Below are 10769 nucleotides of genomic sequence, written 5' to 3' on the forward strand. Positions count from 1 at the left end.
TTCCACGTCAGCGGCGCGTGCCACGCTGCAGCCAGCCGTCGAGCACGTCGGTCGTCAGCAATCCGCTGCGTGCTTCGCGCGTGCCGTCGCGTCGGATCCACACGGTCCGCGGCATTTCTCCACGCCATCCCGCATCGAGCGCCGCCCGCATACGTTCGGGCATCGGCTCCGCGTTCGCATACTGCGCGACCTGCGACGGCACGTTCATTTGCGCGAGCGCCTGTGCGATCGCCGTGCCGTTGTCGTCGTACGCGTCCATCGCGATCATTGCGAGCTGCACGTCCGGATGCCGGCGCTGCCACGCGACGAGATGCGCGGCGTTCTCTCGGCAGTATCCGCAATCGAGCGACCAGATTTCGACCGCGAGCGGCCGCTCATGCGTCGTCGCATACAGCTTCGAGACCTCGGCCGCGCGCAGCGGCTGCAGTTCACCCGCCCAGGCCGGCAGGCTCGCGAGCGCCGCACCGATCCATACGATCCATCGTTTCATCGCGTGCCCTCCACCGGGATCAGCCGGTAGCCGTCGTTACGCGTGCGCCACGACAGATAGACGCGGCCCGCATCGTCCAGCAGTTGCGGGTTGTCGCTCGCGCCCGACGTCGACGCGATCACGCTCGGCGCCGACCAGTGCTCGCCGCGATCGTCCGAGCGGCGCAGCTTGATCTGCATCGTGTCGCCGTCGAACGCCTTCCACGCCAGCCACACGACGTCGCCACGCGCGGCCAGCGCCGCATGCGACGCCTGCTCGGCCGGCACCGCGGGATTCGCGCCGAACGCCCACGGCGTGCCGCGCGGCTCGCCGTCGGCGCCGATACGCGAATAGAACACGTCGGCGCGACCGTCGACGACGCCGAACCACGCGATATGGCGCGTCCCGTCCGGCGTGATCGCCAGCGCCGGCCCGTGCTCGGGGCAAGCCTCGACATGCCAGTTCGAGAACGTCGCACGCACCGGCACGACAGGCTCCGATGCCGATACCGGCAGCACCGCGAGCGCATGATCGCGGATCTGCCCGGGGAACACGTTGCGCCATACGGCTTCGATGTGCCCTGCAGGGCCGATCGCCATCGCGATCCGGCAGCATTCGCACGTGTGGTCGATCACCTTGCGCTCGGGTTCGAACGACGCGCCGCCGTCGCGCGACACCGCGTAGTAGACGGCCGCGCCGTCGTACGCGTGCGCTGCCGCCTTCGCCGCGACGAGATCGCGCTTGTCGATCCATGCGATCGCGATGTTGCCGGCCGGATCGACGGCCATCATGTCGAAGCGATGCGTGATCGCCTGCCGGTCGCGATGCACGGTGACGGGCACGCTCCACGTCGCGCCGCCGTCGAGCGAACGCGAGAAACGCACCATGCCGGTGTACGGCGCATCGAGCGGCATCGACCACGATACGTACACCGCACGGCCGTCCGGGCTCGTCGCGACCTTCGGCCGATTCTCCGCGCTCGTGTAGATCGGCTCCGGCATCGCGTTCACGGTGACGGGCGCGGACAGCGTGCGGCCTGCGTCGTCCGAATGCGCGACGACGACGTGCGCGCCCTCGACCCACGCAACCCACAGCCGGTGCCGCGCGCCGAACGCGGCGCCGGTCGCGAGCGGCTGCTTCTGTTGCGCCGGTGCGGCTTGCATGCTCATGTGCGCGGCATGCGGATCGGCGGCTTTCGGCGCGTCATGCGCATCATGCGCGCCGGCGGACGACAGCGCCGCGAGCCACAGCGCGCAGCCCGCCGCGAACGATTTCACAGCGACCATTTCAGTTCTCCAAAGAAAGTGCGGCCCGGATACGGATGGAACACGTAGTAGCGGCGGTCCGTCAGATTGTCGATGCCGACCGACGCGCTCCAGTGACGGTCGAACCGGTAGCGCGCCTTCAGGTCGACGATGGTGAACGTGCTCGTGCCGCCGTACACGTCCGGATTCACGTCGCTGTTGTCGAGCGTGTTGAACTGGCGGCCCGAATAGCGGAGGCCGACGCTCGCGAGCCAGTGCTCGTCGAAGCGGTACGACGCGAGCAGGTTCGCGCGCATGCGCGGAATACGCGGAAATCGCGAGCCGACGTACGCGGGATTCGCGGTGTCCGAGAGGATCTGCGCATTGCTCGCCGACACGTTCGCGTCGATGTCGAGCCCGCGCAGCCCGACGTTCTGGCCGCTGAATGCGAGTTCGACGCCGCGCACGCGCACGCGGTCGACGTTCGAGATGTTGGTGACGGTCGATGCGCCCGCAACCGTCGTCTGGCTGTAGATCGAATCGCGCAGGTCGCTCTGGAACACGCTCGCGCGCACGACGCCGACGCCCACGTCGCGCTCGGCCGTGAAGTCCCAGTCGATCGCCTTTTCCGGCCGCAGGTTCGGGTTGTTGTTGACGATCGCATTGTTCGAGATCGTGCCCTGGAACAACTCGCCGACCGTCGGGAAACGCGTGCCGGTCGCGAACGACAGACGGAAACGCCAGACGTCCGTCGCATCCCATTGCACCGCGACTTTCGGCGACAGCGCGTTCGCGCCGCGATCCGCATAGCCGAGCGTGCCGCCCGCATTGCCGAGCGCGCCGCCGTACGCATCCCAGCGCTCGTAGCGCAGGCCGAGCGTCGCGAGCCAGCCGGGCGCGAAACGCCACGCATCCTGCGCGAACAGCGCCTGCGTGCGCGTGTCGCCCCGATAGACGCTCGCGAGCGACGTGGTCGGGCCGGCCAGCCAGTCGGCCGTGTTGTACGTGACGTTGCGCAGGAAATAGTTGTCGTAGTGATAGCCGAACGTGAACGTGTGGCCCTTCACCTGCGGCGCCTCGGCCTTCAGATCGAGCGTGCGCCAGCCGGTGCCGTCACCCTGGAACAGCGTGCCGGCGCCGCCCTGCACCGTCGATGCGGAACGCAGCACGTCGCGCGACACGTCGTACGCGGACACCACGCCCGACAGCCGCCAGCCCGAGTCCAGCCGGCCGTTGAGCCCGAGCGCGTACAGCCAGTTCTCCTGGTCGCCGCGCTGCGGCGCGAACGCGCTCGGCGCGACCGTCACGTTCCGGCCGCCGATCGACACGTTGCCGCCGTAGACGGGATTGCCGGCCGCGTCGCGCAGGAACGTTTCGCCGTGCTGCCGGTAATGGTTTTCCCAGTGGCCGAGCGTCAGCGTCGCGTCGACATGGTCCGTGAACGCGTAGCCCATCCGGACCGTCTCGTTCAACTGCTCGGTCCGCTCGATGTTCTGCGCGCCGACGATCGTGCGCGGCTTGCCGTTGGGCCCGATGTCGGTCGCCGCGCCCGTTACCGGCACCGGGGCGCCGAGCCTCGGGTTGTACGTGGAATTGGGGCTCGCATACTGCATCGGCTGACTGTCGTTCTCGAGCCGGTCGAGCGACAGCGAAAACCAGAACTTGCCGATGCGGTTCGCGATCCGCGCGGTCTGGTGATTGCCGCCGAAGCTGTCCGCCACGCCGTAGCCGTCGCGATACCGCTGCGTGAAGAACTGCGTCGACAGCGATGCCTCGAGCTTGTCGGGGCGCCGCGTCGTCAGCAGCACGGTGGAGCCGATCGCGTTGCCCGGGTACAGCGCGGAAAAAGGGCCGTACAGCACGTCGACGCGCGCGATGTCGTCAGGCGCGATCAGCGACCAGCGCGGCGGATACGCGTAGCTCGAGCCGAGCAGGTTCGACAGCAGCAGCCCGTCGGCATACACGAGCCCGCGCGCGCTCTGCAGTTCGTTGAAGTCGCGGCCGGCAAACACGCTGTTGCGGTCGCCGATGTAGCGCTTGCGCACCATCAGGTTCGGCGCGTACTTCAGCGCGTCTTCGGTCGTGACGTTGGTGTGCGCGTCGATCTGCTCGCGCGTGATCGACTGGACGACCGCCGGCGTATCGGGGTCGATCGGTTGACGCTGCGCGGTGACGCTGACCGCGCTCAGCGTATCGCCGGCCGGCGCGGGCGTGACCGCCGCAACCGCCTCGGCACCGCTTGCGGCTGCGTGACCGGGGCCGGCCGCCGCGGAGCCGGCGGATGCGCGATCGAGGGAGGCCGCCTGTGCGGCCGGCCAGGCAAAAGCGGCCGCGCACGCGAGCGCGAGCCGACCGCGCGACGGTCGCGCGGCGAAGATGAACGACATGGATGCATTCCTGAAAACGTGACCGGACGCCGCCGGGCACGGGCCGACGCAGCGCGCGTCTGTGGCGCGGCGCGCGGATCGGGCCGCGGGCGGCACGCGCGCCACCGCGGCGCGCGAACGATATCAATCAGACCGGGACGTTTTCGGGTGGACCGCGCGGTTGCGCGAGACGGATGCCCTTGCGGGGAAATTCGGGAACGACGGGGCCGGCGGCGCGGTATGCGAACGCGCGCACGAAGCCGGGCAGCGCGGGCAGGCTTGCGCCCAGCGCCACGTTCGCCGCGAAGCCCGGGCAGTACACGCAGTGCGCGACGCCGGCATGGTCGAACGACGACGTGCCACGATCGTCGCCGGACTGCGCGAGCACGATCTGGCGGGCGCCTGCCGCACTGCACAATTCGAGCGTGAGCTCGCCGGAGCCGCTCGACGCAAGACGCGCATAGCCGACGACGGGCGACAGTACGTTCAGTACCAGCGCCAGCCATACGAGGCCGATCCATCGCGTCGTTCGTTTCATCGCGGTCCACGAAAAAAGTGCGCGCAAGTATAGCAAGCGACCCGATTGTTGCCGACCATGCAGCGTGCAATTGTCGGCATCAGATGGCGCGCGGCAGCGCATGTGCCGTTAATACAACAGAGACAAAATCTAACGATTCGCCACTGGCATAAATCCAAGCACGAGGTTGATAATCATTGAACCTGTTGGAGAAACGACCATGGACGAAAGACCAACCCGCATGCCCCCGCCCGAGCAAGTAATGAGCCCGGATCCGGAACCGGTCGGCGTGGAATTCCTCGCCGAATTGCCCGAGCATGTCCGGGCATTCTTCGACGAGCAGCACAAGCTGTACTCGCCGAAGTGAACCTGCGTTCCGTTCTGTAACCGCCGCGTGTCGATCGAGATCGTGCGGTTCATCGCTGCGTTTTCGGCGCAGATCGCATCGCACCCGGGCTGCAATGGCCTGACGGTGCCGAGTCAGCGCGTCCGCTGATTCTTCTGTCGCGACGTTCCGCCGCGCGACTGTCTTCGTCTATCCTTCTGGTTTTCCCTCTCCGGCCCGCCGGGCTGTTCCGATCATTCCGATGAAGCAAGCCATTCGTGCCAGCATCGCTGTCGCCGCGCTCGGCGTCGCCGTCCTTTCGTCCTCGCCAGTCGCGCGCGCAGATGGCGACGACACCGCGCTCACCAACATCGTCGCGCTCGCGTCGCAGCGGCTCGCGCTCGCCGAACCCGTCGCGCGATGGAAATGGACGAACCACAAGGCCATCGAGGACGGGCCGCGCGAAGCGGCGCTGCTCGCGTCGGTGGAAAAGCGTGCGGCACAGGCAGGTGTCGATCCGGCATTCGCGCGGACGTTCTTCGAGGATCAGATTGCCGCGAGCAAGGATGTGCAGAACGCGCTCTTTGCAACGTGGCGCGCGACACGCCCGCCGGAGGGCACGCCGCCCGACCTCGCGACCAGCACGCGGCCGGCGCTCGACCAGCTCACGCAGAAAATGCTGGCCGGCCTCGCGCAGGTCGCACCGGTGCGCCACGCACCGGACTGTCAGGCGCGACTCGCCCGCAGCATCGCGAACTGGAAGACGCTCACCCGCTACGATTCGTCCCGGACGCAGGCGCTCGGCACCGCGCTGTCGCACGTCTGCGCCGCCGGCGGCGCCAGCGCGATCGGCTGACCGCGCACGCGGCGATAGCAGGCGGTCGCGCGCGGCGCTCAGCCGGCCGGCGCGAAGGCCGCGAGCGGTATCAATTGCAGCCCGCGTGCGAGATGGGTCTGCAGCAGACGATGGGTATGGGGCTCGAACGCGCCCTCCGTGCCGTCGGCCACGAGCCGCATGGCCGCGTCGAGCGACTCGGCCACACCGAGGTAGCGCCAGCCGTCGATCACGTGAAAGAGCCGGCGCTCGCCGCTGGCTTCGAACGCGACCGCGCCGTCGAACGGCCAGGGCGCACTACCCGAGCGGGCGGCACTCGCGGCGGGACGCCGGTTGTACGACGGACGCAGTTGCGCAATCCACTGCGCTTCCGCGAGCATCGCGCCGAGCTCGTTGCCGGTCTCCCGCCATTCGACGCGCCGCACCTGCTGCGCAAGCCGCATTTCCTTCGACGACCGGCGTTCGCCGGTCAAGAGCGCGCGCAAGCGCTGCCGCACACGCACGCTGCGCCCGACGTAAAGGGCTTCGTCGCCCTCCCCGAACAGCGCATACGCGCCGCATCCGGCCGGCGCGGTGTCGAGCCACGCTTCGGTGAGTTCGCCCGCCAAACGGAAGTGGCGCGTCGTTCGCGCGATCTGGTCGCGCAGCCGCTCGAGCGGCACGATCTCGTGAAGCTGCCGCCAGAACTGCCACAGCAGATCGGCATCGGCCAGCGCCCGGTGGCGGGCCGCCGGTACGAGGCCATGCCGCTCGATCAACGCATCGAGCCCATGCCGCGACTCGCGCGGAAACAGTGCGCGCGACAGCCGCACCGTGCACAGTACGTCCGGATTGAACGCGATACCGGCGCGCTCGAATTCGGCCCGCAGAAAGCCGCGGTCGAAGCTCGCGTTGTGGGCGACGAACAGTTTGCCGTCGAGCCGCTCGAACAGCGCGGGCGCAAGCGACGCGAACGACGGCGCGTCCCGCACCATGTCGTCCGAAATACCGGTCAGTTGCTGGATGAACGGCGGGATCGCGTGCCCCGGATTGACGAGCGTCGTCCACGTCGAAACGCCGAGCGGCCCGATTTCGACCACGCCGATTTCGGTGATGCGGTGCTCGGCGGACGAGCCACCGGTGGTTTCAAGGTCGACGAAGACGAGTGGTTGTGCGCAGGCGGGATCGGACTGACAGGAATCGGACATGAAAAGACAGGAAAACGATGCTTTCGTGAGTATGCACCGGCACGCGCGCTCACGGCCAGTCCGGGCAGCCATCCGTTCGCCGGGCGCGGTGTTCGTACCCCGGAATGCAAAAAGCCCCCGCAATGCGGGGGCCGGACATGATCGGCACTGCGTGGCGCGTCAGACTGCCTGGATATTCGCTGCCTGCTTGCCTTTCGGCCCGACTTTCACGTCGAAGGAAACGCGCTGGTTTTCCTTCAGCGTTTTGAAGCCGTCCATCCGGATTTCGGAAAAGTGGGCAAACAAATCCTCGCCGCCATTGTCCGACGTAATAAAGCCAAAGCCTTTAGCATCGTTAAACCATTTTACGATACCGGTATCCATACCTTCGTTCCCCACTCGTTTAGATCAAAAAAGCTACCGTTATAGCCGCCTCCCGAAATCCCGCAACAGCGCGCCGATACCCACCCCCAGCGCTCCGCCCGCGGGGACGGAGTGCTCACTTTATAAATTGGACAATCCGGGCGCGTCAAGGAAATTTTGGCGCGTTGTTTATCAAAGAAACGCCAATGCCGATGGAATCGGTACACCGTCGCGTTTTATTAATTGATCCGCATCAAAAACCTGTCAATGTTACCTGGGGCAGATCGCTGATAATCGAAATCACGAAAAAGCTACCGGGGACGAATCCCGTCGGTAAAATCATCGGGTTTTTTCCGGGTTGCGCAAACCGAAGCGCGTTGCGATGCTGAAGTCATGTGGATGAAAGGAGAAGGTCATGTGGCTGGACGGAATCAAGCGCTTCGCGAGCCGGTTGGCGCGCGTACGCCGCAAGTCCCGCGCGCTGGCCGAGTCCCGTGAAGTGCCGTGCGACACCGAGTTCGATCCGACGTGGCACGGCGACCATTGGCAGAACCTGCTGGCGTCACCGCTGGACGCCCGTCACTACGTGATGGAAGACTGGACGTATACGCCGCCGCAGGCGGAAACCGACGACACGGAACCGGCCGTCAAACGCAAGCGACGCTCGTACCCGCAATAGGGATCGGGAAGGATCGGAAACGACAGGCAAAAAAAGCGCGACTGGGAAGTCGCGCCGACAAAGGTTTGGAGATCTTTTCCGTCAACGAAAAAGTCTGCTTCGGAAAGCAGAGATCGCAGTATAGCGAGAGAACATCCTTTCATTATCCATGCTGCGCACAAACCTCTATTGCCGATGTGTCAATAATCGGCTTGCATCGACGTGCGCCGCGCGTTGTCCTCCTGTCGCAATCGCGCAACGTCGTTTCCGGCGCCCTGTTCGCACGCCGCGCGTGCTGCGCCGCCGCGAAGTCTTGATGGACGCGGCTTGCCGCGCAGCCGCACATTCTTGCGCGTTCTAAAATACAGTATGCCGTCAGCAGTTTTCGTCGGCACGCGGCACGATCCGTACACTGCAAATGGATTTCCGACGAGGGTACCGCGCCCCGCGCGCACGGCGTCGCCACCCCGCGACGCTGCCGATGCCCGCAGCAGGTTCGAGCGACCTCATCCAGTTTGGAGACAGATCATGAAAAAAACCCTGATCGTCGCGGCATTGGCCGGCGTGTCCGCCACCGCCGCCCATGCGCAAAGCAGCGTCACGCTGTACGGGCTGATCGACGCCGGCATCACATACACCAACAACCAGGGCGGTCATAGCGCGTGGCAACAGACGACCGGCTCGATCAACGGCAGCCGCTGGGGCCTGCGCGGCACCGAGGATCTCGGCGGCGGACTGAAGGCGATCTTCACGCTGGAAAACGGCTTCGGCATCAACAACGGCTCGCTGAAGCAGAACGGCCGCGAGTTCGGCCGGCAGGCATTCGTCGGGCTGGCGGACAACCGCTTCGGCTCGCTGACACTCGGCCGCCAGTACGACAGCGTCGTCGATTACCTCGGCCCGCTGTCGCTCACCGGCACGCAGTACGGCGGCACGCAGTTCGCGCATCCGTTCGACAACGACAACCTCAACAACTCGTTCCGGATCAACAACTCGGTCAAATACCAGAGTGCGAACTACGGCGGCCTGAAGTTCGGCGCACTGTACGGCTTCTCGAACTCCACCGATTTCTCGAACAACCGCGCGTACAGCGTGGGCGCGTCGTACAGCTACATGGGCTTCAACGTCGCGGCCGCGTACATGCAGCTGAACAACAATATCAACGGGCTCGCGCTCGCGGCCACCGATCCCGGCGCGGTAGCCGGCGACTGGACGTTCGCGGCCAGCCGACAGCGCACGTGGGGCGCCGGCCTCAACTATGCGTTCGGCCCCGCGACGGCCGGCTTCGTGTTCACGCAGACGCGCCTGACCGATTCGGCCCGCATCAGTGCCGGACAGTCGGGCGTATCGGGCGGCATCCCGCTCGTCGGCGGCACGCGCTTCAACAACTACGAAGTGAACGGCCGCTACGCGCTGACGCCGGCGTTCTCGCTGGCCGGCTCGTACACGTATACGGACGGCCGGCTCGACGGCCAGACGCCGAGCTGGCACCAGTTCAACCTGCAGGCCGACTATGCGCTGTCGAAGCGCACCGATCTCTACCTGCAGGGCGAATATCAGCGGGTCAATGCGGATGGCCTCGCGGTCGGCGCGAACATCAATGGGCTCGGCGCCGCGTCGTCGACGAACAAACAGATCGCGGTCACGGCCGGCATGCGCCACCGCTTCTGAGCGATCGCCCGGCGCGCTTATTCACGAGACGCGGCCAGGGAGAAGCGCCCCATCCGGGGCGCTTTTGCATTCCAGCGACGCGCTTGCGCCGCGATGGATTCACGCGTCGCCCGGGGCCGGATAGCGGACGTCGAGCACGTCGATCGGCTGCGGCCCGGCCGGCGTCATCAGCGTGACCGTATCGCCGATTTTCGCCTTGATCAGCGCGCGCGCGATCGGCGAGATCCAGCTGACGTGACCGCGATCGAGATCGACCTCGTCGATCCCGACGATCGTGACGGTATGATCCTCGCCGTCCTCGGTCGCGTAATCGACGGTCGCGCCGAAGAACACCTGGTCGACGTTCTCCTGCCGGCTCGCGTCGACGACTTCCGCGAGATCGAGCCGCTTCGTCAGGAAGCGGATGCGCCGGTCGATCTCGCGCAGCCGCCGCTTCCCGTAGATATAGTCGCCATTCTCCGACCGGTCGCCGTTCGACGCGGCCCACGACACGAGCCGTACGACCTCCGGACGCTCGACGTCGATCAGGTTCAGCAGTTCGTCCCTGAGCCGCTTGTGACCGGCCGGGGTGATGTAGTTTTTCGTACCCGCAGGAATCGCGGGCTGACCCGCGTCGAGATCGTCGTCGTCTCCGTCCGACTCTTTGACAAACGCCTTGTTCATGATGCAGATTCAACACATGGATGACTGATGCTTCAAGGGTACACGAAGGTAGCCGCGCAAGATTGTGCGACATATTTCGCGAATAAGGCTTCCCTTTTTATACAACTCTGCTATACTTCCGCTTCTGCGTGCGGCTGTAGCTCAGTTGGATAGAGTACTTGGCTACGAACCAAGGGGTCGTGGGTTCGAATCCTGCCAGCCGCGCCACCTTTTTCGAGGGCCTTCCGAACCGAAGGCCCTTTCAGTTCAAAGTAGTAGCAGTTTGTTGTTGCGTGCGGCTGTAGCTCAGTTGGATAGAGTACTTGGCTACGAACCAAGGGGTCGTGGGTTCGAATCCTGCCAGCCGCGCCACTTTTTTTGGGGGGCCTTCCCATCGCAGAAGGTTCCGACAGTTGAAGCAGTACCGCTTTGCGTGCGGCTGTAGCTCAGTTGGATAGAGTACTTGGCTACGAACCAAGGGGTCGTGGGTTCGAATCCTGCCAGCCGCGCCAC

Annotated in this window: 11 protein-coding genes and 3 tRNA genes; 7 read left to right on the forward strand and 7 right to left on the reverse strand. The window is 65.8% G+C overall.

Annotated elements, in window-relative coordinates; translation table 11 throughout:
* Positions 1 to 7: 7 nt before the first annotated feature.
* The 4 genes from BSE24067_RS15585 to BSE24067_RS15600 form a co-directional block, all read right to left on the reverse strand.
* The gene (locus BSE24067_RS15585; protein WP_151065429.1) at positions 8 to 490 is read right to left on the reverse strand and encodes a TlpA family protein disulfide reductase; all 483 of its coding nucleotides are present in this window, start codon (positions 488 to 490) and stop codon (positions 8 to 10) included.
* On the reverse strand, positions 487 to 1755 hold the full coding sequence (locus BSE24067_RS15590) for a sialidase family protein (protein WP_151065430.1): 1269 nt from the start codon (positions 1753 to 1755) through the stop codon (positions 487 to 489). The genes BSE24067_RS15585 and BSE24067_RS15590 overlap by 4 nt, the downstream gene beginning before the upstream one ends.
* Positions 1743 to 4100 carry a TonB-dependent receptor gene (locus tag BSE24067_RS15595; protein WP_151065431.1) on the reverse strand — a complete coding sequence of 786 codons (2358 nt, stop codon included), beginning with the start codon at positions 4098 to 4100 and terminating at the stop codon, positions 1743 to 1745. Before BSE24067_RS15595 ends, BSE24067_RS15590 begins: the two co-directional genes overlap by 13 nt.
* 127 nt (positions 4101 to 4227) lie before the next feature.
* A complete protein-coding gene (locus BSE24067_RS15600) occupies positions 4228 to 4617 on the reverse strand; it encodes a DUF2946 domain-containing protein (RefSeq protein ID WP_151065432.1) in 390 nt (129 codons plus the stop codon).
* Positions 4618 to 4858: 241 nt separating this feature from the next.
* On the opposite strand from BSE24067_RS15600, the gene BSE24067_RS15605 reads away from it, so the two are divergent.
* Positions 4859 to 4963, forward strand: a complete 105-nt coding sequence (locus BSE24067_RS15605; protein ID WP_162484450.1) for a chorismate mutase — start codon at positions 4859 to 4861, stop codon at positions 4961 to 4963.
* 220 nt (positions 4964 to 5183) lie between these two features.
* Positions 5184 to 5777 carry a chorismate mutase gene (locus BSE24067_RS15610; RefSeq protein WP_151065433.1) on the forward strand — a complete coding sequence of 198 codons (594 nt, stop codon included), beginning with the start codon at positions 5184 to 5186 and terminating at the stop codon, positions 5775 to 5777.
* Between the two features lie 38 nt (positions 5778 to 5815).
* Here the strand turns inward: BSE24067_RS15610 and BSE24067_RS15615 are convergent, their stop codons facing one another.
* Together BSE24067_RS15615 and BSE24067_RS15620 are read right to left on the reverse strand one after the other, a co-directional pair.
* A complete protein-coding gene (locus BSE24067_RS15615; RefSeq protein ID WP_151065434.1) occupies positions 5816 to 6943 on the reverse strand; it encodes an exonuclease domain-containing protein in 1128 nt (375 codons plus the stop codon).
* A gap of 159 nt (positions 6944 to 7102) precedes the next feature.
* Positions 7103 to 7306 carry a cold-shock protein gene (locus BSE24067_RS15620; RefSeq protein ID WP_006476615.1) on the reverse strand — a complete coding sequence of 68 codons (204 nt, stop codon included), beginning with the start codon at positions 7304 to 7306 and terminating at the stop codon, positions 7103 to 7105.
* Between the two features lie 394 nt (positions 7307 to 7700).
* Here BSE24067_RS15620 and BSE24067_RS15625 point away from each other — a divergent pair, with 394 nt between their 5' ends.
* On the forward strand, positions 7701 to 7964 hold the full coding sequence (locus BSE24067_RS15625) for a hypothetical protein (protein ID WP_151065435.1): 264 nt from the start codon (positions 7701 to 7703) through the stop codon (positions 7962 to 7964).
* A 507-nt stretch (positions 7965 to 8471) separates the two neighbouring features.
* Positions 8472 to 9614 (forward strand): porin, encoded by a 1143-nt coding sequence (locus BSE24067_RS15630; RefSeq protein ID WP_151065436.1) that lies wholly within the window; start codon positions 8472 to 8474, stop codon positions 9612 to 9614.
* Between the two features lie 99 nt (positions 9615 to 9713).
* Here BSE24067_RS15630 and greB read toward each other — a convergent pair whose 3' ends face one another.
* Positions 9714 to 10277 (reverse strand): transcription elongation factor GreB, encoded by a 564-nt coding sequence (greB, locus tag BSE24067_RS15635; RefSeq protein ID WP_151065437.1) that lies wholly within the window; start codon positions 10275 to 10277, stop codon positions 9714 to 9716.
* Positions 10278 to 10407: 130 nt separating this feature from the next.
* On the opposite strand from greB, the gene BSE24067_RS15640 reads away from it, so the two are divergent.
* The 3 genes from BSE24067_RS15640 to BSE24067_RS15650 all read left to right on the forward strand — a co-directional run bounded on the left by BSE24067_RS15640 (position 10408) and on the right by BSE24067_RS15650 (position 10768).
* Positions 10408 to 10484 (forward strand) — tRNA-Arg (locus BSE24067_RS15640).
* A gap of 67 nt (positions 10485 to 10551) precedes the next feature.
* Positions 10552 to 10628: transfer RNA gene (locus BSE24067_RS15645), tRNA-Arg, on the forward strand.
* A gap of 63 nt (positions 10629 to 10691) precedes the next feature.
* Positions 10692 to 10768 (forward strand) — tRNA-Arg (locus tag BSE24067_RS15650).
* The last annotated feature ends 1 nt before the right edge of the window (position 10769 follow it).

The organism is Burkholderia latens (assembly GCF_902499045.1).
GTDB lineage: Bacteria > Pseudomonadota > Gammaproteobacteria > Burkholderiales > Burkholderiaceae > Burkholderia > Burkholderia latens.

What these genes read in the sequence shown, in the direction of transcription:
- BSE24067_RS15590 (WP_151065430.1), bottom strand. Translation starts at nt 1,755, where the DNA reads ATGGTCGCTGTGAAATCGTTCGCGGCGGGCTGCGCGCTGTGGCTCGCG.
- BSE24067_RS15625 (WP_151065435.1), top strand. Translation starts at nt 7,701, where the DNA reads ATGTGGCTGGACGGAATCAAGCGCTTCGCGAGCCGGTTGGCGCGCGTA.
- BSE24067_RS15615 (WP_151065434.1), bottom strand. Translation starts at nt 6,943, where the DNA reads ATGTCCGATTCCTGTCAGTCCGATCCCGCCTGCGCACAACCACTCGTC.
- BSE24067_RS15630 (WP_151065436.1), top strand. Translation starts at nt 8,472, where the DNA reads ATGAAAAAAACCCTGATCGTCGCGGCATTGGCCGGCGTGTCCGCCACC.
- BSE24067_RS15600 (WP_151065432.1), bottom strand. Translation starts at nt 4,617, where the DNA reads ATGAAACGAACGACGCGATGGATCGGCCTCGTATGGCTGGCGCTGGTA.
- BSE24067_RS15610 (WP_151065433.1), top strand. Translation starts at nt 5,184, where the DNA reads ATGAAGCAAGCCATTCGTGCCAGCATCGCTGTCGCCGCGCTCGGCGTC.
- BSE24067_RS15605 (WP_162484450.1), top strand. Translation starts at nt 4,859, where the DNA reads ATGAGCCCGGATCCGGAACCGGTCGGCGTGGAATTCCTCGCCGAATTG.
- BSE24067_RS15595 (WP_151065431.1), bottom strand. Translation starts at nt 4,100, where the DNA reads ATGTCGTTCATCTTCGCCGCGCGACCGTCGCGCGGTCGGCTCGCGCTC.
- greB (WP_151065437.1), bottom strand. Translation starts at nt 10,277, where the DNA reads ATGAACAAGGCGTTTGTCAAAGAGTCGGACGGAGACGACGACGATCTC.
- BSE24067_RS15585 (WP_151065429.1), bottom strand. Translation starts at nt 490, where the DNA reads ATGAAACGATGGATCGTATGGATCGGTGCGGCGCTCGCGAGCCTGCCG.
- BSE24067_RS15620 (WP_006476615.1), bottom strand. Translation starts at nt 7,306, where the DNA reads ATGGATACCGGTATCGTAAAATGGTTTAACGATGCTAAAGGCTTTGGC.